Raw genomic sequence first — 21,676 nt, 5'->3', positions numbered from 1 at the left:
AGCCAATTTGGCAATTCTTTGGGGATTAGAGGGGTTCAATCTTGACCGCAAAACATTCACGCCTGCGAGCCATAACATTCATTCTCGTAGCATTTATGCTCGGATGTAACGAATTCATGGTCGTTGGTATACTTTCAAACATCGCACAAAGCTATCACGTAACACTTTCATCGATTGGTATCCTAGTTACCGTCTTTGCACTGGTTTACGCCATCAGCACACCAGTTTTAACCACCATGACCAGCCACTGGAATCGGCGAAAATTATTATTGGTATTAATTGCAATTTTCTTCGTCAGCAACACGATGACAGCAATGGCTCCGACTCTTGGTTGGTTATTTGCAGCCAGAATTATGACCGCCTTAGTCGCAGGAACTATTATTACCCTAGTAAACCTTTTTGCCAGCATTGTGACGCCAATGGATAAACGTCCAATGGTCATGGCTTGGGTTGGTGCTGGATTTAGTATTGCCTCTGTTGTTGGTGTTCCAATTGGATCTGCAATCGCAGCTTGGATCAGTTGGCACGCCAGTTTCTGGATGGTGTCTGGGCTGACACTAGTCGTCTTCGCAATGTTGGTTTGGTTGTTGCCAGATGAAAAACCAGAAGTAACCGGCAGCATCGTCGAACAATTATCACTATTAAAGGACCATAAGGTTCTTTTAGGGATTGGAATTACAATCGCTGTAATGGCTGTCCAATACACCTTCTATACTTACATTCGTTCAATCATAACGTCTGTGCTTGGCTATAATATCACCACACTTAACTGGTTGTTGTTGATGCTTGGAGTTATGAGTATTATTGGTAATCAAATTGCTGGAATGGTTGCGAAAAATAATGGATTCAAAAAACTTCCATACGTCTTCTCGCTCTTGATTATTTTCTGTCTACTATTAGGAGTTGCTCTCAAGAGTTCAATCTTAGGCATCGTCGTTCTGGCAATTTTATGTACTTTAGTAATCATTTACGGAACTACTATTCAGCTGGGATTCATGGATGAAGCCCTAAAGAATTATCCACAATCACTTGCACTCGCAACATCGTTAATATCAATTTTTGCCAATGTCGGAATTTCTCTAGGATCTTTATCAGCTTCAACAACCGTTCGATTCTTAAGTTTAAATTCAGTTGGTTACATCGCCGCAATCTATGCGGTTGTCGCCTTACTTCTCTCTCTTAAATTACGTCAAAAAACTAAAAATGACTTCAATTAAAAAACGCACTGTAGAATTTTTTCTACAATGCGTTATTTTTTTACTTTTCTGTAACGTCAGCACCCTTGTCTTTAACTCTGAAGGCAATAATGAAGCCTAGAACAGCTAAAACAAATGTAAAGATGAATCCGTAATGTGCACCTTGTGTAAAGGCTTGCGCGGCTGAATGACCACCATTTGAGAAATAACTGTTTTGACCAGTACTCAATAACATTGTGGCGATACCAGTTGCAACGGCACCAATAACTTGTTGGAAAGTATTAATAATAGCTGAACCATCAGCAGATTGGAATGCATCAAGTGAGTTCAATCCATAAGTTTGTGATGGAGCCATTGCCATTGGAACACCAATCATAATAATGATGTGGGCTGCAATAATGTATCCAAGTGAGCTGTGAACGCCACTGAAAATAAACATTAATGCACCAATAGCAGAAAATATAAATCCTAATCTAGTTAAAATTTTTGCACCCATTTTATCGTAGGCACGGCCTGCTAAGAATGATACTAAAGCGTTAACTAAACCACCGGGTAGAAGAACTACCCCAGTTAAAGCAACAGCTACTCCGAGTCCATTTTGAATGTACATTGGAAGTATGTACATAGCTGAAAGTGTAATACCAAAATCAATCATAACTAGTAATGATCCAGTTACAAATCTAGGTGTTTTCAACACTTTGAAATCGAGTGTTGGAGTTTTAGCGTGTAATTGTTGTCTGATATAAACGACTAGTAAAACTAATCCAACAACTAAAGCAATCAAAGCTAAGGTCATATTCTTGGATAGGAAACTAATTCCGAAAACGATTAATCCAAAACTGACAGTTGATAAACAGATTGCCAACCAATCAACTTTTGGCTTAGTGACTTCGAAAACGTTTGTCAGATTCTTTTCCATAAATGCTAATGCAATTAATAGGAAGATGATGAATGACCAGAATATCCATCTCCATGAAAGTACACCGAGAATAATTCCGACAAGTGTAGGTCCGATAGCTGGTGCAAACATGATAACCAATGCTGCTACACCAAGTGCGGCACCAAGTTTGTTAGGTGGGAAAATTCTCATGGCAATTGAGAACATTAGTGGCAGGATAATTCCGGTTCCGATACCCTGAATCATACGACCAGTAAGTAGGATTGGGAAATCAGGTGCTAATGCAGCAACAATTGATCCGATGATGAAAATTATTAATGCGGATCTAACTAATCCCCTGGTTGAAAAATGTTTTGTCAATAAACTTGAAAGTGGCAACACGATGGCGATTACTAGCATGTATCCAGTAACCAACCATTGTACGGTTCCAGTTTCAATTGAGAAAGCCTTCATAATTGATGGCAATGCGATGTTTAGTGATGTTTCACTTAACATTCCGACAAATCCACCAATCAGAACGCCCATTAATGCTAGAAATGGGTGTTCTAATTTTGTATTTATTTTATTTTTTGTGGTAGTGCTCATAAAATACCTCCGTTTTTGTGGCAACGGTAGATTAATATACCAGATTTTTGGTTTTCTCGTAAGGATTATTTTTATTTAAACGTTTTCAATTGATTTTAGTTTAAATTCTATATGGTGGTAAAGTTCCGGTTCCGGAAGAAAATCGATTTTTGGTCTGGAATGTAGCTGGGACACTTGGAGCCTTTTCAAAGTACGAAAAGTCTTCAAGCTGCCCCTTTCACTAAGCCGATAGGTTCACTCGACTAAGTGAAATTTAGCTACTGAGACCAAATCGATTTCCTTCCTCCACCTGTATTTGTGCTCTATTTGGAGTTACTAATAATTCTTACTATTTTTGTGTGGATTGGTGCTTTCCTGTTTTGTTGGTGATTCTTGCAAGGTCAAAATCAATACCTTAAGAGACAAAAACACGGACTCTGCCCTTTGGGCTTGTCCATGTTTTTCTTATTTGACATTGTAATTTTTTCTTTCGTTTTTCTACTTGACTGTCACGTTAAGGTACAGTTTATAGTTAAACTATGCTGAACTTAAGCAAACTAAATGTTGAAGAGGTTATTATAAATGCCACATACTAATAAAAAATTTAATAACGTTAAAGAATGGCTTGGGGTTCCTTATGGTACTGCTGATCGATTCCAAAAAGCCCAAATTGTTCCGTTTGATTCTAACTCTGAATATAGCCAAAGTGGTCCTGCTTCTATGCAATTGACGGATCCTGCTTTTTTAAGTTCTGATAAGGGTGAGAGTGAAGATTGCTTGAATCTTAATATTTGGGCTCCTGATAATGTTACTGAGAAACTACCTGTTGTTGTTTACATTCACGGTGGTGGTTGGACTTATGGTGCTAATTCTCAAGACACTTCTGACTTATCTGGGTTAGTTGCTAGTGGTAAAGTTATTGGTGTTTCGCTTAATTATCGTCTTGGACCTCTTGGCTGGCTTGAGTTATCTCAATATGGTGGAAAATTTAAAGACGCTAGTAACTTGGGACTGCAAGATATGGTTCTTGCTTTAAAATGGATTCACCAATATATTGAATTTTTTGGTGGTGACCCTAACCAAGTTACACTTACAGGTCATAGTGCTGGTTCATTTTCACTTTTAACACTTTTAGCTGTACCAGAAGCTGATGGATTATATAATCGTTTGGCAGCATTTTCGGGATATGCCGCACGTTACATTCCAGCTTGGTGGGCCGAAGAATTAGCCGATAAAGTTTTGAAAAATCTAGACTTATCTTCACCTGAGCAATTACTAACTGTTGATCCTAAATCATTAATGGATGCGACTAACAAAGCTTTGCCAACCGATGTTTTGAAACGCGGTAATATTGATACACTTTCAATTGGTATTGTTGAAGATGAATTTTTACCAAATGGCGTGCTGAAAGCTAATCCGGCTGATGTTATTAAAAGTGGAGAACATAAAGATATTGACTTGATAATAACTTCAACAACAGCGGAAGCCAGCTGGTATGCTGCTAACTTGCCAGATAATATTGATCCAAAAACAATCGAAGCTGTGATTGATGAAATGGTCTATGATTGCCACATTCCACGTAAGCAAGCTGAAGCTATTGCCGTACATTGTGGAGCTGGCAAAGATTCACCAATGATTGTCAGAACTCGTTTCTTTACAGATTATAACTTCACCATACCAGCTATACGTGAAGCTCATGATCATGCTCAAGCTGGCGGACGAGTTTATCAACTAAGCGTTGGCCCAGTTGAAGGTTCTCCTGCTTATCATGGTACAGATATGTACGGTATCGTCGGCCAAACTGCACCTGATGCTAGCCAAGAACAACTTGATCGTGATGGATTTATTAGTCAAACATTACTCAATTTTTCTACTGATCAACATGAAAAGTTATGGTCACCAGTGAAACCAGACCAATTTAACATCAAAGATATTGGTCAGAGACCTTATAACGGAGTTGAACATGCCAAAACTGTGCTAGAGCTATTTGACGTTGTTCCTCGTCCATAGTTAATTTTTAATATAAAGGTGGTTATAGCCGCCTTTTTTATTTGGTTTTAAACAGATTTTAAAGGAGCAAAATAAGTTTTGACAAAGAAATTTTCGTTTTTTTCAAAAGATATTATTTGCGTCATGTTAGCAACTTTCTTCTATCAATTTAGTATTCAAGCAGTTAATCCACTAATGAACGGATATGCTCGGAATTTAGGAATTAGCAGTACTTTTGCGGGTATTATCGTTGGGGTTATGAGTATCACTTCAATGATATTAAGACCATTTGCCGGAAATTTAACTGATCGAGTTTCTAAATATCGTCTTTCATTAATCGGGGGAATTCTATGCGCTGTTGGCGATTTCGGATACCTTTTTTCTGCTAATGCATCCTCGCTATTATTTTTTAGAATCATAAATGGTGCGGGTTTCGTACTATGTACCGTTTGTCTAGCAACTTGGATGGCATATTTAGTACCTCGACAACATCTTGGAGCAGCAATGGGATATTACGGATTATTAAATGCTCTTGCAATGGCAATTGCTCCTGCTTTAGCAATCAGTATTTATCAACTTCTTGGATATAAATTCATTATCACTTTGGCTGGTGTGAGTGCTGTCGCCATGGTTGTTGTTATACAATTAATCGATAATCATGCAAAGCCTTCAGTTAAGTTGGAAGACCAGCACTTCAAGATTATTCAGCGTGATGCGTTACCAGTAGCGATAATATTTTCACTTCTATCTATTCCATACTTCGTTACCCAAGCTGATATTGTCATGTACGTTCAGGAACGGCATTTGAATATCACTGTAAGTTTATTTTTCATATGTTATTCAATTGCTTTGATTATTATCCGTATTCTATTAAAAAATTATTTTGATACTATATCATTCGGAACTTGGTTTTTTCTCTGCATAATTGCGACAATTGGTTACATCATCTTATTAACAATTATGCAAAACAACTTTGAAATGATCTTGGCAGCTGTGCTAATGGCAGTCGGTTTTGGAATTATGGTTTCTGTATCCCAATCAACATCCCTCTTATTAGCCCCCTTAGAAGAACAGGGCCTTGCTAATGCAACTTATTATTTGGGGAGTGATATTGGAATGTCAGTTGGACCTATCATTGGCGGAATCTTACCAACTATTTTTCCACTAAAATTCTTTTACCCGGCAATGTTACTTCTCATTCCATTAACAGCAATTATCTACTTATTCAATAGAAATAAGCTTAATGCAGCAGTACAGTATAACTAAAACTGCACTATTCTAAAATTAATTACATTGGTACTACTAAAATCCTCTACTAAATAGATTTTGAATCTAATAGTAGAGGATTTTTATTTATCAAAAAAGGCATGCTTCCTTAAAGTTTGGAAAGCATGCCTTATTATTAACTGCTAATATTCATTTCATTTAATCTGCGTCCTAAAAGGAACCGTACAAGTTAAGATACTTAAACTCGTATCTAAACGTTTGAGCCAACTAGTCTGGAGGTGGAGTACTGCGGGGAGCCAGCCGTGCAATTGTTGTTTGGTCGGCCATAAGCCGGCCTTACAACAAGGAAATCTAGTGAGACCGCACTTTGGCTCACTCGTTTCCCATGGCGTTCCGCCCCCGCAGTACGGAACCTCCAGACGGCAGTGAACCTCAAACCATTCTAATACCAGCTAGGTTTGTCTCCGTCTGTGTTTGGTTTGTTAACACCAATTGATGCTTTGCTAAACTGCGAAGGATCTTGTGCAATATCAACAACAACTTGGGCAATTGATTTTCTAGAAACTTCAGTACCCTTAAATGCTTCACCCTTCTGTGTAACTTCATAATCAACTTCGTCTTTATTAGTCAACCAGGCTGGTCTGATAATTGTGTAATCTAAGTCTGAATCCTCAAGTACTTTGGCTGCTGCAGCGTAGTTTGTGATGTAGCTGCCTAAAGTACTGTTGTTCCATTGACCAAATTTGCCAGGGACTTCGTCATAAATACCTAATGTTGAAATCCATACTAGTCTTGTTTTGCCGGCCTTGTGCATTGCCTCAACAACTGACTCAGCTTGGTCCTTGATGTTACCACCTGCTAAGTTAGCGTATACCATGTCTACGTCTTTCATTGAATCAACTAATTTATCGACGTCTGTTGTATCCCCATCAATTAGTTCGATTCTGTCTTCATATTGTGCGGCCTTGTCGCGTAGTCGATCTGCACGTCTTAGATACAACTTCATGTTGTCACCTGTTGAATCCAAGAAAATGTTTTCGCTCAATTGTGCGATTTGTCCGTTTGCACCTAATATTAAAATGTTTGCCATATTCAGAATCTCCCGTCTTTTTTAACTACTTTCAATATAAATTAGCATATATCTAATTACAAAATATGTTTCTCATAAATACCAAGATACACATATAATTATAAACTTTATGAATACGGTAACAACATTTTAAAAACTTATTGATCTTTCTAATGAGTTTTCTAGACTTGCACCGTATCCTTCACCAAACAGATTAAGATGTGCTAATAAATAGTAGCTTTGATACCAGGAAACTCGATCTTCCCATCCCTCATCTAGTGGGTAAACACTTTGATAGCCATCATAAAAGTCTTTGCTAAATCCGCCAAAAAGCAGTGTCATAGCAATATCCATTTCTCGATTACCAAAAAATACATCAGGGTCGAAAAGAATTGGTTGATGGTCGCTTTGAAATCCAGCGTTACCATTCCACAAATCACCGTGCATCAAACTTGGCTTAACTGGATGATTGGAATAATACTCATAAACTTTTGCTTTCAATCTATCTAATAAGTTCTCTCGATAACCATTCCAGAGTCCCTTTTGTTTAACTTGAATTTCCAATACTTCCAGCCGTTGTTTGACATAAAAGTCACCCCAGTTATCCTGCCACGTATTGATTTTAGGATTTTTAGCATTCTTAATATTGTGATCCAAACCGAACTGGTCGTTGTGCTTTTGATGCATTTTAGCAACCAGTTTACCCAAGGCATATTCAGAATCAGTTCCAAATTCAACATATTCTAAAATTAGATAGCCGTTGCCTTTGAACGTGCCAGATCTAATAGCCTTTGGAGCGTTAGCAACTGAATTAATTAAATTCAAGCCTTCTACTTCATGATCAAAGAAACTTGCATTATTATTCGGTTGTACCTTTAAAAAATATTTTCCTGTAGAAGATGTGACTTTGAAAGCCAAGTTAATGTCCCCGCCAGAAACTGGTTCAATATTTTCGATATTACCGAGTTTTAATTCACTATACCAATCTTTATCAACAAGCATTTCTATCTTCCTTTCGCATATTTCAATACTATCATGATATAATTTTAGAAGGAACAATAATGGGGCTTCAAGGAGGATACGTATGTCGGGTAATATCGCTCATTTGATTAAGGTGGCGTCGAACGAGATTTCTCGCAGTGTTAATGATTTTGCATCAACCTATGATTTAACAGGTACACAAGTTCAAATAATTGATTTTTTAACTAGTGTTCCTAACAACGAGGACGTTTTTCAAAAGGATATTGAAGCAGAATTTAATATCCGTCGATCGACTGCAACTAATATTCTCAAAATTATGGAGAAAAAAGAGTTAATTAAGCGTGAGGCTGTCGAATCAGATTCAAGATTAAAGAAAATCACCGTCTTGGAAAAGGCACTTAAGATTCAAACTAACATTGATGATTTCATGAAACAAAATGACCAACGAATCCTTTCAAGCCTTGGTGCTTTTGAACGACGAGGATTTATGCACGCTTTACAAAAATTGCCCGAAAAGTTGCAAAATACAGAGCAAAGTGAGGTCAAGAAACAATGAAAAAAGTAATTATGGACTGTGATCCTGGTATTGATGATGCCATCGCAATCACCGTATTGCTGGCACATCCAGAGATTGCCGATGTAATCGGTGTAACAACAGTTGGTGGAAACGTGGCCTTGAATTACGTCACACAAAATGCAAAGAAGTTGCTAACATTTTTAGGCTCACACACCGAACTCGCATCCGGACAAGCAGAACCATTAGTCAAGGAAATTGAGACTGCCGGTGAAATCCATGGTAAAACTGGTATGGAAGGATATGACTTTCCTAAAGAAAGTTTGGATTATCCTTTAGCTAGTGAAAATGCGGTTACTTTTATTTATAACAAACTTGCCGAAAGTGACGAACCTGTAGACATTATCGCCACTGCACCTTTGACTAACATCGCATTACTACTCAAAACTTTCCCAGAAATTCACGAAAAGATTGACCACATTTACGTTATGGGTGGCTCAACTTTACAAGGGAACATAACTTTAGCTTCTGAATTCAATGCCTATGTTGACCCTGAAGCCGCTAAAATTGTCTTTGACTCAGGTGTACCCGTTACACTTTCAGGTTTGAATTTAACCGAGAACAAAGCATATATGACAATGGATGAAATCAAATCTATTAAAGATTTAGGCGAAGTTGGTGTCATGGCCAGTTCAATCCTTGATTTTTATGCTGGAGCCGAACTTGAAAAAGGTATGACTAAAATCCCAATTCACGATGCCTGTGCTGTTATTAGCATGTTGAAACCAGAATTATTTACTAAGAGTGAAAATTACTCAATCGATGTTGGTTTAACAAATGACCAATTCAGAGGTATGACCTACCCTGACAGACGTGTCTATGCTGAAGAACACAACAATGTCAAGGTTCTCGAAGACGTTGATCGTGAGGCATTCGTAAAATACTTATTAGACTCAATTAAGAGTTATGACAAATAAGACCTGCGGGTCTTATTTTTTTATTTATGGAAAAAATATGAATATGTACTATAATTAGGCTAGGTATTACAGGGGGATTGCTATTTATGAAAAACATCAAAAAGATTGCATTACTAGCTACTGCCACACTTTTACTAACACCAGTAATTTCTGTTAGTCAAATTCAAGACGCAAAAGCCGACTCAACTGGAAACTCACTAGTTGTTTCAAAAACTACACAAACAAAAACTCAAACATTAGGTAATACAGCAACTTCAAACACATCTGATATTACTCAAAATGAACATTTCGACACAAACACAATTGCTTACTACATCACACCTGGAACAGCCAAGGGTGTTCAACAAGATATCCGTGCCGCTGCACTTCAATGGAACATGCAAACTAAAGTAAACTTGTACGAATCAAAAGATAAGAACAGTTCATCAATCGTTTTCACCAATAGTGGAACAAGCAGCGCTGAAAATGGTTTGACTACTAATACAATTAATAAATCTAAAGGTTACACCGAAGTAATTTCCTCAAAAATTGACCTCTCAAAAACAACAATTCCACAAGCTACCCTTTCAACAATGGGCAGACGTGTTGTCGAACATGAATTAGGCCACGCTTTGGGTTTGAAAGATACACACACTGATTCAGACGGATCAATTATGTGGTACAAGACACCAAATACTGACATCACAGCTAAAGATGTTGCCGCAATTAATTTGTATTATAAATAATGTAAAAAATGAAACAGGCATCCAAGACGATTAAGTCTTGAGTGCCTGTTTTTTTAGTCCATCCCTAAAAGGAAAAATCTAGCTTTCGGTATTTTACTGACAGCATATGTAAATACTAAACAAATTACTGAGGTTAATAAAAATACTAAGAAGAAGTTATCAATATGAAATGCTTCTTCGATAATTTGAATTACCATTCCGTGTGTTAAATACACTCCATAACTCATTGTCGAAAGTAATGTTACCCTTCTACGTCGAGATCTGGTTAGTGGATGATAGTAATCCCATTTTTTAACCATTAAGAAAATTTCCATGGCTAATATTACAGCAAAAATTGATGGTGCATAACCGATAACCGGAATATGCCAGTGATACAGCAAATTTTCATAGTTCAATATAATTGTGATTGCTAAAAGTAAAAGTGTCGCGACGACATTTGACTGGAATGTGTGTGGTTTAATTGGAGTCTTGTCTAATCTGTACCCAAGCAAGAAATAACCAATCGTCTGACCTAAAATGATCAAATTTGAATTTGGAATATATGTAAAATAAATTCCGAATTTCTTTGGCAACAATTGCGCGATAAACGGCAGGCAGATGTTCGTCACGAACCACAAGATGATTGCATAATCTAATGTTCTCATACTTGCTTTGTCGACAAACGCCTTTAAAATTGGCGATAACAAGTAAAAACCAATTAGTGGATATAAGAACCAGAAAGGAATAATTGGAAATCTGTTGTACAGCAACAGCATCCTGTGAAGCCACATCCCCCACGAAACATTTCCGTCCAATTGCATCATGACCAGAATTGATATTCCTGACCAGATCAAGAATGGAACCATAATTTTTACTAGTCGATGTTTAAATAAATATCCAATGTTGTCTGTTTTTGTACTCGATAATATTAATGCCCCACTAACCATGAAGAAAATCCCGACTGCTGGTGATACTGTACCAAGAAAGATATTTTTCACATGCCAGTCGAATGAGAAACGATTTTGGTTTAATGTTTCTGCTAGCGAATGCGACATTATCACCCCAAACATGGCGGTGATTTTTAAGTAGTCGATGTAGCTAAGTCTTTTTCTTACCATAAAATCCCCTACATTTAAGATTAATAACACAAGTTATTTTACAGAAATTAGTTCCATAATGGACTAAATTACTCGGATTGTAACAATTATTTAATCAGCGGAAAAATAAAAAAACGTAACATCCAGAATGAACATTACGCCAATTTATTTTTTATGCCGTATGTGTTGATGAATCATTTCCACCTTTTAAGTTCAAATCCTTAGGGATTTCATTTTCTGGCAAGTTGTCAGCTAATACTTGATCATGAGCTTTCATACCTGCGTATACGTCGTCTTTAAGTGCGTTCCTACGGAATTTAGTAACTCTAACAATGTGAAGAATCAATACTCCAACGTTAGCTAATAATGCGATGAAACTAACTGTAAACAGTGCTGCGTTTGAATGTGTACTCTGTACTGCGAATTGAGAATTGGTTACAAATGCTGGCACACTCATCGTGAACATCATCCAAAATGCTAGAGTCTGAGCACGAGCTTGTAGCCATGAACCCTTCTTGATGAAGAATGCGGCAAATGTACATGAAAGTAACAATGCGGCACCTGCGTAGAATGAGTGGTCACCTACACAGTTGTATACATAAGCAAAGTTCCATAGATCGTAAGCGATAATCCATGGCCAAATTTGGTCAGGCCAAATCATATCTTTTTGCTTGTCACGGCTGATGATAATTCCCATCCAACCAGTGATTGTAATGATATTGATAATACCAGCGACACCATTCATGATGTTCCAAACTCCACCATTCATGAACACTCCGTCAACCATTCCGTGCATTCCATAAACTTGGAAGTCACGTGTGACAGCTTCAAGAATGTTAACTGCCAAAATGATAGGTGGAAATAATAGTGCCCACTTGTTCCTGCTTAGTTTTGGAATGAAACGTAGTGCCATAAAGCCAAGACATCCAGCTAATGCCGAATAAACTTTTACCCAGTGGAACCATGTTCCGGTACTGCTTCCTGCGCCTGCCGTAGTTGGCCAGACGAAAATCGTTAGTAGAATTGGAACGGCAATGAAAAGTGTCAATCCAATCCATTTATTAGCACGGGCAGCTTCGTTGAGTAGCATAAGTGCTGCAATAATTGCGACCCACATTAACCAATCTGCCCCTGAAATGTTTTGAAATAAGAACATTAGAAACACCTCCAGAAAGGTTTTTATTTTTATTTACAGCTTAAGTGTAAACGCTTTCTAGAGTTATTAATATGGACAATCAGACCAGATTAACCAAATTATTTATTATGCGCTACAACATTATCAATAGAACCACATAACATCCGGTTCATCCTTTGGCAAAATTCTTCTTTCGATTCATCCATATTAGATGTCAGCCACTGAATAAGTTGACTACTCAAAGCTAGTCCATAAAAATTCCCAATCTCATCTCTCAATTTAAATGAGGCGTTGGGATGTAGATCGTGAACAACACCAGTGACCATGTCAAAGGCAACGCTATATAAAAAGTGTTCCAATAAACTACGATTAACCGACTTGAAGGTATTCAGACAAAACTTGCGGTTTTCATCAATGTAATCAACTAAAACTTTCAGCCCGTCAGTCCAGTTCTGTTGCTTCTTATATGCATCGAGTTGATAAACAATTTCTTCAGCATAAATATATTCCAGCAATCCATTAATATCATCGAAATGATAATAAAAAGTATTTCGAGCCACATTGGCTTCACTTGTTAACAAGTTGATTGTAATTTTATCCACAGGTACAGTTTGCATAACTCTCTTCAAGGTACGTGCCAAATGTTGTTTAGTATCCATATTGCCTCCTACTTGTGATAAGTACGGTGGTTATTAATCATGAACGAACGATATATTTGCTCTGTAAGGACTAAACGCATTAATTGGTGAGGTAATGTGAACTTTCCAAAACAAATGCTGTAATCAGCTCTTTGTTTCACCTCAGGGCTAACTCCGAGTGAACCTCCGATAACAAAAGTAATGTCGCTCGTTCCATATGTGGATAAGTCATCCACTTTTTTGGCTAACTCTTCAGAAGTAAGCTCTTTACCCTTTAAATCAAGCAAAATCACGTACTCTTTATCCTTGATCTTACCAAGGATACGTTCACCTTCTACTTCTTTAACTTGTTTATCCTGTGCATCACTCAAATTCTCAGGTGCTTTTTCGTCCGCACATTCAACGATTTCAAACTTGCAAAACGCACTCAAACGCTTGGCGTACTCAGCAATGCCGGCTTTTAAATACTTCTCTTTTAACTTACCAACGGTAATAAATTTTATGTTCATGATGATCTCCTTGTTCCTATCATAATAAACAATCCACAACATGCCAAATACAAATTAAAATCCGAAAAATATATTAACTGGAGTTATCCACACCTCACAAAAAGTTTGTGTACAACTGTGGAACAACTAAAACACTGACATATAGGCGTATACCCAACTTTTTTAATTAATCCACAAAAGTTATCAACAGTCGTCTTGTGGATTGTGGATAACTTTTTCTACAGCACGATAACAATATTTTTTCCACTTATCCACAAGTTATACACAGGTGTGGAAATCAGAAAAATATTCAGCTTTTGAAAATCCGAAGTTTAACGTCATATTTTTAAGTTATTGTTCAAAAAAAAGCGTGAAACTGTTATGCAACAGTTTCACGCTATTAATTTAATCGGTCGTTTTTTGTGTTAAATGAATTTTTACTGTATTTAATTTTCCACTGCGATAATACTGCAACGTTGCCGTATCGCCAACAGAATGATCGTACAATGCGTTATGCAAGTCAGCAACCGAACTTACTTTGTTTTTATCAAGTTTAACGATGACATCATTTTTCTTCAATCCAGCTTTTTTAGCAACAGAATCATTTTCTGCACTGTATACAACTACACCTTGTGTAACTGAATCTGGAAGTTTGAGAGAACTTTGTGAGTCATCTGAAATTTGATTCAAGTCAACTACACGAATACCAAGTGATGGTCTTGAAACTTTACCGTTCTTAACAAGTTGGTTAATAATTTTAACAACTTCGTTACTTGGAATGGCAAATCCCATACCTTCAACAGAAGAACCATCTGTGTTTGATGCTAATTTCATTGAGTTAATACCAATTACTTGTCCAGCGGAATCAACTAATGGACCACCTGAATTTCCTGGGTTAATTGCAGCATCCGTTTGAAGAACTGTTGCTTCTCCAGTAGTTTGACCAGTTGTTTGGTCTTGAGTATCAACTGTTCTGTTAGTTGCTGAAATAATACCTTGTGTAACTGAAGTTGCGTATTGACTACCAAGTGGTGAACCAATTGCAATCACGGTGTCACCAGGTGTTAAGTTATCTGAGTTACCAAATGTTGCTGTGGCAGGTACTTTACTACCATCAATTTCAATAACAGCTAAATCTGTTGTCTTATCGGAACCAATTAATTTACCAGTTAATTTCGTACCATCTTTCAAAATGATTTCCAATGAATCTGAGCCAGAAACAACGTGGTTGTTAGTTACAATGTAACCTTTACCATCATTTTTAGCATAAATCACACCAGAACCTTCGCTGTATTCTTGCAACTTATTACTGTCAGAATTTGATGAAGATGATCCAGATGAACTCGAACCGTTTTCACCTGAGCCATCAGTTGAGCCGTTAGCTCCGTTTGTACCATTTGAGTTATCTGAAGAACCATTGTCACCAGAACCTGAACTTTCACCACTATCTCCGAACAAATCTCCGAAGATTGATGAAAAGTCATCAGATGAAGCGTTTTGTTTTTGCTTTTGTAAATTAACAACGGACACAACGGAATTGTCTACCTTCTTGTAAGCCTTCGACATCGTGCTTGAAGTATTTACCTTTGATTGGCTCACTTCAGTCGTACCTGGTCCGTTTGATGTTGCAGTATTAGGAACTGATCCACCCATGTGGGTAAAACCTGCGTATGCAATACCGACACCAAGAATTGCTGAAGCAAATGCAACTATTGCTGTCTTCCATAGTGATTTCTTGGTACTTTTTTTAGCACCTTGATCGTCTTGTCTATTCTTATTATTATTCTCATCCATAAACCAATGCTCACTTCCCATTAGTGTTGTAAGTACACTATACAATTTAATTTTGAAAAAAGTGTGAAACTTGTTTGACAAAATAGTTACAAAAAAAGGCAATAATTGCATTGCAAAAATTACCTTTTCTAACTATATTCAAATTTTACAACGATATTAAAGGATCCGCAATTTTAGGATCAGTATCGTGAATCAAAAAATCACTACCAACTCCAAAATCATGGTCTTCCATAATATGCTCGACTGCTTCGTGAGCCACAGCCTTAGTATTGTTCTCAGGACTCAAGTGACCCAAATAGATTTGTTTAGTTCGATTACCCAAGACACTCATCAACGCATTAGCGCCATCATCATTTGAAAGATGACCTTTTTCACTCAAAATACGTTGTTTCAGTGGCCAAGTATAAAAACCATTTCTCAACATTTCAACATCATGGTTACACTCAAACAAATATCCGTCAGCGTTTTTGATGGTTTGTTCAACTCGATCAGAAACGTAACCTGTGTCTGTCAAAATAACAAAGTCCTTGCCATTATGATGGAATTTGTAAAATTGAGGGTCAGCTGCATCGTGTGATACCGCAAAACTTTCAACGTCCAAATCATCTAACGTCATAACTTTATTGTGTTGAAAAACATTGATTTGGTCTTCTGGAACCTTACCAATTTTGGGCAACATGGCATCCCATGTTTTCTCATTGGCATAAACATTCAAATTGTAACGACGCGCCAAAACTCCAACACCTTTAATATGATCAGAATGTTCATGCGTCACAAAGAGTGAATCAATGGTATTGATATCTTTTCCAATACTTTCAAGTGACTCTTTGATTTTCTTACCTGACATCCCTGCATCAACTAAAACATGGTGCTCGGGGGTTTCGATGTATGTGACGTTACCTGAACTGCTACTTGCTAGTACACTAACTTTTAAACTATCTTCACTCATTACTATAATCTTCTCCATTAGACGAGGTCTTAAGTATGTTACCAGTGAAGGCATTGACCTTTTTAACTGTATCTACCTTGCTATCTTTATTGTGAATACTAATAAACCAAACCGGTATATAAATTGTACTACCTTTTGCTTCCAAAAGTTTAGTGTACGCCATATTTGTATAGGTTATCTTCGAATTGTTAGGAATCTCCGAACTCGAATACAAGTTAGTGACGACATCTTGCTCACTCTTAGTAGCTTGTTTTTCCTGCAAAATATCAAGTGTCTTCATGTAAGTTTGCGTATAACTAACAACTTTACCATTTACGACTGAGAAAATTAATTGTCCAGTCTTATCGTACATTACTCCAAGAGGTCCAGTCTCAGCATAAACTAGTTGAGTACTTGATGATAATTGTGGTGAGTATGTATACTCCGAACCAAATAAGATATTAGATTCTTTCTTCATAAAACTATCCAATTTAGATTTACGATTATCAGAATTGATACTAATTGGTTCTTCAAGTGTACTCATCAATTTGTAAGAAGTTTGATTGTATTCAATTTCTTGATTACGCAATTTAGACGTATTGTCAGCCAGGTCATTAGATTGTTGAGCACCTAAGTAATAAGCTTGACCAGCTTTTTTATCTAATTTACCAAAAGTAATATTTCGCTTTCTCATATCAGTCAAAGTGGAAGTTACTCCAGTTGTTGAATTAGAAATAACTTGCTGACTATTATGAAATGAAACTAATAGGAATACATCCAATGACAGAAATACTACTAGGAAGATAATTTCAATTCTTCTAAAGTCCATGGATTATTCCCCCTCTGAAGTATTACTTTGCGTATTTGCACTGGTATTAACTCTAGTGTTTGAAGAATTATACGACGAGACAGTTTGAGCAGAAATACCTGTCCAGTCGTCAAAAGACTTCCAGTGATTATTTATTTTAATGTAATAAGTAGGCTCGAGGTCAACAACTGAATTATTGTCCTCCTCGTTAGTCCACTGATAGCCAACTTCTAGTTTTTGAATATCACTAGGTGAATACCCTGCATTGTTAAGTTCCTTCATAATCTCAGTTGTAGGTTTCAATGTGACATTACGTAGGTCTGATGGAACAGGTACCTCCAAAACTTTATTCAAGAATTGTTCAGTCGATCCATTACGACTAAAGACAATCTTAATTGAACCAAATTCACTCTTCTTGAAAATTGGAAATCCCTCAACATACTCACGATAGATCAAAGTCTTATTTTTCCAACTAGCATCATACAAACGCAAGTTAGAAACTGAATTCTGAATGTTGGTAGCTTTCTTGTATCCACGTTGGAAGAACGTCAATAAATCTTTTGGTACAGACGTATCTGTGTAATCTGAGAAGGTTAACTCATTTTTATCGTGGTCAGAAACTAATCGTTTAGATTCACCAACACTATAAGTATAAGTATTACCTTCTGCAGAATTGTTAATATCATCCGTATTGGTATCAAACAAATTAGTTGTATATTCTGAATCAGCCTTAGAGCTCATAACATATGAGTATCTCTTCAAGGTAATTGGGTCAGAATAGAACGTCACAACCCCATGTTTCATCAAATTAAGTTTAACCTTCAAATCAATATTTGCTTTCCTAGCTAATTTGATAATTGGATCAGCAGAAGCACCCTTAACTGATGCTTTATAAACTGTGTAATTCTCATCGTTAGCTAAATAAATTTCATCGGTATCCTTGTCATCAGTCGACAACAAAATACGATTGAAGGGATGATCTTTAGCTTTTTGTAATTGATTATTACCCAATAAATATCCCAAAGTTCTAATCGAAATATCAGTTGGATAAATTAATTGAATCATATCTTTCCTTTGAATTAGTTTCTGATACTTAGCACCATCTTTAGTGAATTCTTCTTTGAACTCACCAACTTTCCAGTTTTTGATGGTCTTTTGCATGTTAAAAGAAATATTATCTTTATTGTTATAAAGCAGGCGTTGATCTTTACCGTCTTGCCAAATAATTTGTGTGGGACTAATTATTTGATCAATTGGTGTTTTGTTTTTATCTACGTCACTGGTCGAAACATCGATATTTCGACCTCTTTGGTAGCGGGCAGTATTTGTCCAGATGAAGAAAGACAAAATGAAACTAGTAACAACTGCTACCACGAGCAAAATTTGTACAACTAGTCGACTAAATTTCATCCCATTCTCCTCCTGTCTCATTTGGATCAAATGGTAATGAAATGTAGAAGGTTGAACCTCTACCTTCAGCACTATTTACCCAAATTCTACCTTTATGTTGTTCGATGATTTCTTTAGAAATAGATAGTCCTAATCCAGTACCACCTTGTTTTCTAGAACGTGCTTTATCAACACGATAAAATCTATCGAAGACTTTCTTGATATCTTTACGTGGAATACCAAGACCCTCATCAGAAATACTAATGATGATATGTTTATTGGTTTCCAGCAAACGACAAGTGATAACACCACCATCTGGCGAGTACTTAATAGCATTATTCATAATGTTATCAACCACTTGAGTCATCTTATCAGTATCAATTTCTACCCATAAATCTTTCTGAGTGAAAATACGCTTGATTCGATAATCCTTGACCACCTTAGTGTCATCCTCTTTAGCATCAGCTTTTTCCTTCTTCAACATCATGTCGAATCGATCGAGAATGTATGAGAAGAACTCATTAAAGTTAACCAATTCTTTGTTTAGCTTAGAACGTCCTTGGTCCATTCTTGATAAGTTCAAGAGGTCTTGAATCATTCTGATCATACGGTCAGTTTCTTCAGCGGTAACATTCAAGAATTGTGGAGCCAACTTCTGGTCCTTCCAAGCACCATTATTCAAAGCATCAATATAACTACTGATACTTGTCAATGGAGTTCTCAACTCATGGGAAACGTTGGAAACGAATTGACGACGTTCACTATCAATCTTCTGTTGTTCAGTGACATCATGTAGGACACAAACCATACCACTGATAAAGCCGCTATTTCTCTGAATCAGTGAGAAATCAGCATTCAGAATTAGTGAACCATCGTCGCCTTCTTCAATATCATCATCGTCCATAAAGTCAGTAGTTTCGATAATCATAGGCTCAGGACTTTCAAGCAGCTCATCAAAACTAGTGTCGTCAGAAATACCTAGTACATCAACTAATTGGGCACCATTGGCTTCCTCCTCGGTCTTATTTAAGAACTCACGAGCCATTTCATTAATGACGGTAATATTGCCCAATCTATTCGTGGCAATAACACCATCCGACATTTGCGTTAGCACGCTATCAAGTCGCCGTCGCTCAGACTCCGAGTTCTCAGTCGCTTCTTCAACTTTAACTGATAAATCATTAACAGCCATAGCCAATTGCCCCAATTCATCAGGGGAATAAACACGTACCTGACCAGAGTAATCCCCTTCGGCCATTCGAACAGCCTGCTGCTTCATTTCATCAATAGGTCGCGTAATCGCTCGAGCAATGAAAATGGCAATTAACGCACTCAGGAGCCCGGCAACTAACGAGGCGGTTAGGAAGATAACAATGATGTTGTTAATCCCCGTGTACACCGATTCCATGCTAGCTCGTACGTAAATAGCACCGACAACATTCGTGTTATCAGGTGACGAGACCGGAGTTATCGATTCGTACGAACTTCCCAGCGATTTATCATAATAAATCTGGGTGATTTTTTTATTATTATTAATACTTCGTCGAACTTGATCCTTCAAGGTTCTACGTCCGATTAAAGATGCCTTGTCCGCATCTTTGGTCCCCACGACAATACCATTTCGGTCAATAACTTGAATATCAGTGATATCCGAGTTGTTTCGGGCAAAATCTTGGATTGTATTGTTAATATTAGCTCGTGTATGCGAGTCGTTATCGGTCAAATTTTCAGAAATTTGATTGAGCACATATACTTTAACGCTGACAGAATCCTCAAATTGAGAAACATTTTGTTGTTCCAACTGTCTAACGAAGTACGCCCCAATAATTTCAATTGTAAAAATCAGAATCAGGATGAAGGACAAACCAATTTTGAAATTAATTGAATGTAAGAAAGCTAGTCGTTTTTTCAATTACTTATCTCCTATTAGCTGGCCAAACATTTTTGATGTGTAGACCGGCTTATGGGGATGTCATTTCGACATCCGTATTCCTATAATCACTAATAGTCCTATTATACTTTGAATAGACCAATTGTACCAAAAAAGCCGTGACAAATGTCACAGCTTCATACCTATATCTATTGTTTTGAATTACAAATTACTCTCTGAGTCAGGGTTTCTAAGATAATAACCAACTCCACGTCTAGTCATCAACCATTCTGGTTGACTAGGATTGTTTTCAATTTTTTCACGAAGACGTCTAACTGTAACATCTACAGTTCTAACATCACCGAAATAATCATATCCCCAGACAGTTTGGAGTAAGTGTTCACGTTTCATAACTTGACCAATGTGTTGTGCCAAGTAATATAGAAGTTCGAATTCACGGTGTGTCAATTCGATACCCTTACCATTTTTAGTTACCGTATAAGCTTCTGGTAAAATCGTTAAATCACCAATTTGAATTTCACTATTGTTTGTATCTTCGGATGGGGTTTCTCTTTGTGTTCTTAAACGAGCCTTAACACGGGCTACTAATTCACGATTAGAGAAAGGTTTTGTAACATAGTCGTCGGCACCAAGTTCCAAACCGATAACTTTATCGATTTCAGTGTCCTTGGCAGTCAACATAATAATTGGTGTGTCTTTAGTTTTTCTAACTGTACGAGCAACTTCAAGACCATCGATCACTGGTAACATCAAATCGAGTAGGATTAAATCAGGGTTCTCAGAATCTACTTTTTCAAGAGCCTCTTGGCCGTCAAAAGCTGTGATTACTTCATATCCTTCATTTTCCAAATTGTATTTAACAATATCTGAAATAGGTTTTTCATCGTCTACTACTAGAATCTTTTTAGCCATATTTATCTCTCCTTGACCTAAGTCATTATACTAGTTCTGAAATATTAAAACAAAAACAACTAAATTTAATCTTAAAAACTTTCAATTTGCGTAAAAAAAGTCTTGCTCACGATTTGCTTTCTATGCTATTATATAACTCGTTGATTGAGAAATCATTTTTGGGTGGTTAGCTCAGCTGGCAGAGCAACGGACTCTTAATCCGTGGGTCCAGGGTTCGATCCCCTGACCACCCATAACATAACCAGTAAGCAGTTAAGTCATAGACTTAACTGCTTTTTTTGTGCGCTAATTGGCTTTTGAATTAAGTAAATCATTTTTGTGCGTAATACATTCTATTTGTTTTACAGAGTTAATACAAATTTAAAGATTGTTGGGATGGGATTTCAAACAAATTGCGTTCAAAGAATATTGTTGTATAGCAATTTCTCCACAATCCATCATATCGTTATTTCAGAATAATAATTATGAATTAACATT

General features: G+C 36.9%; 19 protein-coding genes and 1 tRNA gene. 7 read left to right on the top strand and 13 right to left on the bottom strand.

The window, feature by feature from the left end; all coding sequences use genetic code 11:
- Positions 1-41: 41 nt before the first annotated feature.
- Positions 42-1,217 (top strand): MFS transporter, encoded by a 1,176-nt coding sequence (locus ABM34_RS10580; protein ID WP_232298594.1) that lies wholly within the window; start codon positions 42-44, stop codon positions 1,215-1,217.
- Between the two features lie 40 nt (positions 1,218-1,257).
- Here the strand turns inward: ABM34_RS10580 and ABM34_RS10575 are convergent, their stop codons facing one another.
- Positions 1,258-2,679, bottom strand: a complete 1,422-nt coding sequence (locus ABM34_RS10575; protein WP_048705613.1) for a DHA2 family efflux MFS transporter permease subunit — start codon at positions 2,677-2,679, stop codon at positions 1,258-1,260.
- Positions 2,680-3,240: 561 nt separating this feature from the next.
- Between ABM34_RS10575 and ABM34_RS10570 the strand changes: the two genes are divergently transcribed.
- Complete coding sequence (locus ABM34_RS10570) at positions 3,241-4,668, top strand: carboxylesterase family protein (protein ID WP_048705611.1); 1,428 nt, start codon at positions 3,241-3,243, stop codon at positions 4,666-4,668.
- Between the two features lie 78 nt (positions 4,669-4,746).
- Positions 4,747-5,913 carry an MFS transporter gene (locus tag ABM34_RS10565; RefSeq protein ID WP_048705609.1) on the top strand — a complete coding sequence of 389 codons (1,167 nt, stop codon included), beginning with the start codon at positions 4,747-4,749 and terminating at the stop codon, positions 5,911-5,913.
- A 403-nt stretch (positions 5,914-6,316) separates the two neighbouring features.
- Here the strand turns inward: ABM34_RS10565 and ABM34_RS10560 are convergent, their stop codons facing one another.
- Both ABM34_RS10560 and ABM34_RS10555 read right to left on the bottom strand, forming a co-directional pair.
- Complete coding sequence (locus tag ABM34_RS10560; protein WP_048705607.1) at positions 6,317-6,964, bottom strand: SDR family oxidoreductase; 648 nt, start codon at positions 6,962-6,964, stop codon at positions 6,317-6,319.
- Positions 6,965-7,093: 129 nt separating this feature from the next.
- Positions 7,094-7,945, bottom strand: a complete 852-nt coding sequence (locus ABM34_RS10555; RefSeq protein ID WP_048705605.1) for a fructosamine kinase family protein — start codon at positions 7,943-7,945, stop codon at positions 7,094-7,096.
- An 82-nt stretch (positions 7,946-8,027) separates the two neighbouring features.
- Between ABM34_RS10555 and ABM34_RS10550 the strand changes: the two genes are divergently transcribed.
- From ABM34_RS10550 to ABM34_RS10540, 3 genes are all read left to right on the top strand, one after another.
- Positions 8,028-8,480, top strand: coding sequence for a MarR family winged helix-turn-helix transcriptional regulator (locus ABM34_RS10550; RefSeq protein ID WP_048705604.1), 453 nt, complete (start codon positions 8,028-8,030; stop codon positions 8,478-8,480).
- A complete protein-coding gene (locus ABM34_RS10545) occupies positions 8,477-9,415 on the top strand; it encodes a nucleoside hydrolase (protein ID WP_048705602.1) in 939 nt (312 codons plus the stop codon). The genes ABM34_RS10550 and ABM34_RS10545 overlap by 4 nt, the downstream gene beginning before the upstream one ends.
- Before the next feature lie 86 nt (positions 9,416-9,501).
- The gene (locus ABM34_RS10540; RefSeq protein ID WP_048705601.1) at positions 9,502-10,140 is read left to right on the top strand and encodes a matrixin family metalloprotease; all 639 of its coding nucleotides are present in this window, start codon (positions 9,502-9,504) and stop codon (positions 10,138-10,140) included.
- 53 nt (positions 10,141-10,193) lie between these two features.
- Here ABM34_RS10540 and ABM34_RS10535 read toward each other — a convergent pair whose 3' ends face one another.
- The 10 genes from ABM34_RS10535 to yycF form a co-directional block, all read right to left on the bottom strand.
- A complete protein-coding gene (locus ABM34_RS10535; protein ID WP_083988310.1) occupies positions 10,194-11,237 on the bottom strand; it encodes an acyltransferase in 1,044 nt (347 codons plus the stop codon).
- Positions 11,238-11,388: 151 nt separating this feature from the next.
- Positions 11,389-12,372 (bottom strand): DUF5692 family protein, encoded by a 984-nt coding sequence (locus ABM34_RS10530; RefSeq protein WP_048705598.1) that lies wholly within the window; start codon positions 12,370-12,372, stop codon positions 11,389-11,391.
- A 98-nt stretch (positions 12,373-12,470) separates the two neighbouring features.
- Complete coding sequence (locus ABM34_RS10525; RefSeq protein ID WP_048705596.1) at positions 12,471-13,010, bottom strand: TetR/AcrR family transcriptional regulator; 540 nt, start codon at positions 13,008-13,010, stop codon at positions 12,471-12,473.
- An 8-nt stretch (positions 13,011-13,018) separates the two neighbouring features.
- Complete coding sequence (gene rlmH, locus ABM34_RS10520) at positions 13,019-13,498, bottom strand: 23S rRNA (pseudouridine(1915)-N(3))-methyltransferase RlmH (RefSeq protein WP_048705595.1); 480 nt, start codon at positions 13,496-13,498, stop codon at positions 13,019-13,021.
- Between the two features lie 384 nt (positions 13,499-13,882).
- Positions 13,883-15,271: a S1C family serine protease gene (locus ABM34_RS10515; protein WP_048706543.1), complete on the bottom strand. Its 1,389-nt coding sequence runs from the start codon at positions 15,269-15,271 to the stop codon at positions 13,883-13,885.
- Between the two features lie 145 nt (positions 15,272-15,416).
- Positions 15,417-16,220 carry an MBL fold metallo-hydrolase gene (locus ABM34_RS10510; protein WP_048705593.1) on the bottom strand — a complete coding sequence of 268 codons (804 nt, stop codon included), beginning with the start codon at positions 16,218-16,220 and terminating at the stop codon, positions 15,417-15,419.
- The gene (locus tag ABM34_RS10505) at positions 16,213-17,028 is read right to left on the bottom strand and encodes a two-component system regulatory protein YycI (RefSeq protein ID WP_048705592.1); all 816 of its coding nucleotides are present in this window, start codon (positions 17,026-17,028) and stop codon (positions 16,213-16,215) included. The genes ABM34_RS10510 and ABM34_RS10505 overlap by 8 nt, the downstream gene beginning before the upstream one ends.
- A 3-nt stretch (positions 17,029-17,031) precedes the next feature.
- Positions 17,032-18,417: a YycH family regulatory protein gene (locus tag ABM34_RS10500; protein ID WP_048705591.1), complete on the bottom strand. Its 1,386-nt coding sequence runs from the start codon at positions 18,415-18,417 to the stop codon at positions 17,032-17,034.
- Positions 18,407-20,308 (bottom strand): cell wall metabolism sensor histidine kinase WalK, encoded by a 1,902-nt coding sequence (walK, locus tag ABM34_RS10495; protein ID WP_048705589.1) that lies wholly within the window; start codon positions 20,306-20,308, stop codon positions 18,407-18,409. The genes ABM34_RS10500 and walK overlap by 11 nt, the downstream gene beginning before the upstream one ends.
- A 180-nt stretch (positions 20,309-20,488) precedes the next feature.
- Positions 20,489-21,199, bottom strand: coding sequence for a response regulator YycF (yycF, locus tag ABM34_RS10490; protein WP_048705588.1), 711 nt, complete (start codon positions 21,197-21,199; stop codon positions 20,489-20,491).
- A 160-nt stretch (positions 21,200-21,359) separates the two neighbouring features.
- On the opposite strand from yycF, the gene ABM34_RS10485 reads away from it, so the two are divergent.
- Positions 21,360-21,432: transfer RNA gene (locus tag ABM34_RS10485), tRNA-Lys, on the top strand.
- Positions 21,433-21,676 lie beyond the last annotated feature (244 nt).

The organism is Companilactobacillus ginsenosidimutans (genome assembly GCF_001050475.1).
Lineage (GTDB): Bacteria > Bacillota > Bacilli > Lactobacillales > Lactobacillaceae > Companilactobacillus > Companilactobacillus ginsenosidimutans.
The sequence above is the reverse complement of the archived record's forward strand: the minus strand, read 5'-3'. Positions and strand labels throughout refer to the sequence as shown.

Excerpts from the sequence above, each read along its gene's own strand:
- ABM34_RS10560 (WP_048705607.1), bottom strand. The coding sequence starts at position 6,964 with ATGGCAAACATTTTAATATTAGGTGCAAACGGACAAATCGCACAATTG.
- ABM34_RS10500 (WP_048705591.1), bottom strand. The coding sequence starts at position 18,417 with ATGAAATTTAGTCGACTAGTTGTACAAATTTTGCTCGTGGTAGCAGTT.
- ABM34_RS10555 (WP_048705605.1), bottom strand. The coding sequence starts at position 7,945 with ATGCTTGTTGATAAAGATTGGTATAGTGAATTAAAACTCGGTAATATC.
- ABM34_RS10510 (WP_048705593.1), bottom strand. The coding sequence starts at position 16,220 with ATGAGTGAAGATAGTTTAAAAGTTAGTGTACTAGCAAGTAGCAGTTCA.
- ABM34_RS10515 (WP_048706543.1), bottom strand. The coding sequence starts at position 15,271 with ATGGATGAGAATAATAATAAGAATAGACAAGACGATCAAGGTGCTAAA.
- ABM34_RS10505 (WP_048705592.1), bottom strand. The coding sequence starts at position 17,028 with ATGGACTTTAGAAGAATTGAAATTATCTTCCTAGTAGTATTTCTGTCA.
- ABM34_RS10570 (WP_048705611.1), top strand. The coding sequence starts at position 3,241 with ATGCCACATACTAATAAAAAATTTAATAACGTTAAAGAATGGCTTGGG.
- ABM34_RS10545 (WP_048705602.1), top strand. The coding sequence starts at position 8,477 with ATGAAAAAAGTAATTATGGACTGTGATCCTGGTATTGATGATGCCATC.
- ABM34_RS10525 (WP_048705596.1), bottom strand. The coding sequence starts at position 13,010 with ATGGATACTAAACAACATTTGGCACGTACCTTGAAGAGAGTTATGCAA.
- ABM34_RS10575 (WP_048705613.1), bottom strand. The coding sequence starts at position 2,679 with ATGAGCACTACCACAAAAAATAAAATAAATACAAAATTAGAACACCCA.
- ABM34_RS10535 (WP_083988310.1), bottom strand. The coding sequence starts at position 11,237 with ATGGTAAGAAAAAGACTTAGCTACATCGACTACTTAAAAATCACCGCC.
- yycF (WP_048705588.1), bottom strand. The coding sequence starts at position 21,199 with ATGGCTAAAAAGATTCTAGTAGTAGACGATGAAAAACCTATTTCAGAT.
- ABM34_RS10540 (WP_048705601.1), top strand. The coding sequence starts at position 9,502 with ATGAAAAACATCAAAAAGATTGCATTACTAGCTACTGCCACACTTTTA.
- ABM34_RS10550 (WP_048705604.1), top strand. The coding sequence starts at position 8,028 with ATGTCGGGTAATATCGCTCATTTGATTAAGGTGGCGTCGAACGAGATT.
- rlmH (WP_048705595.1), bottom strand. The coding sequence starts at position 13,498 with ATGAACATAAAATTTATTACCGTTGGTAAGTTAAAAGAGAAGTATTTA.
- ABM34_RS10530 (WP_048705598.1), bottom strand. The coding sequence starts at position 12,372 with ATGTTCTTATTTCAAAACATTTCAGGGGCAGATTGGTTAATGTGGGTC.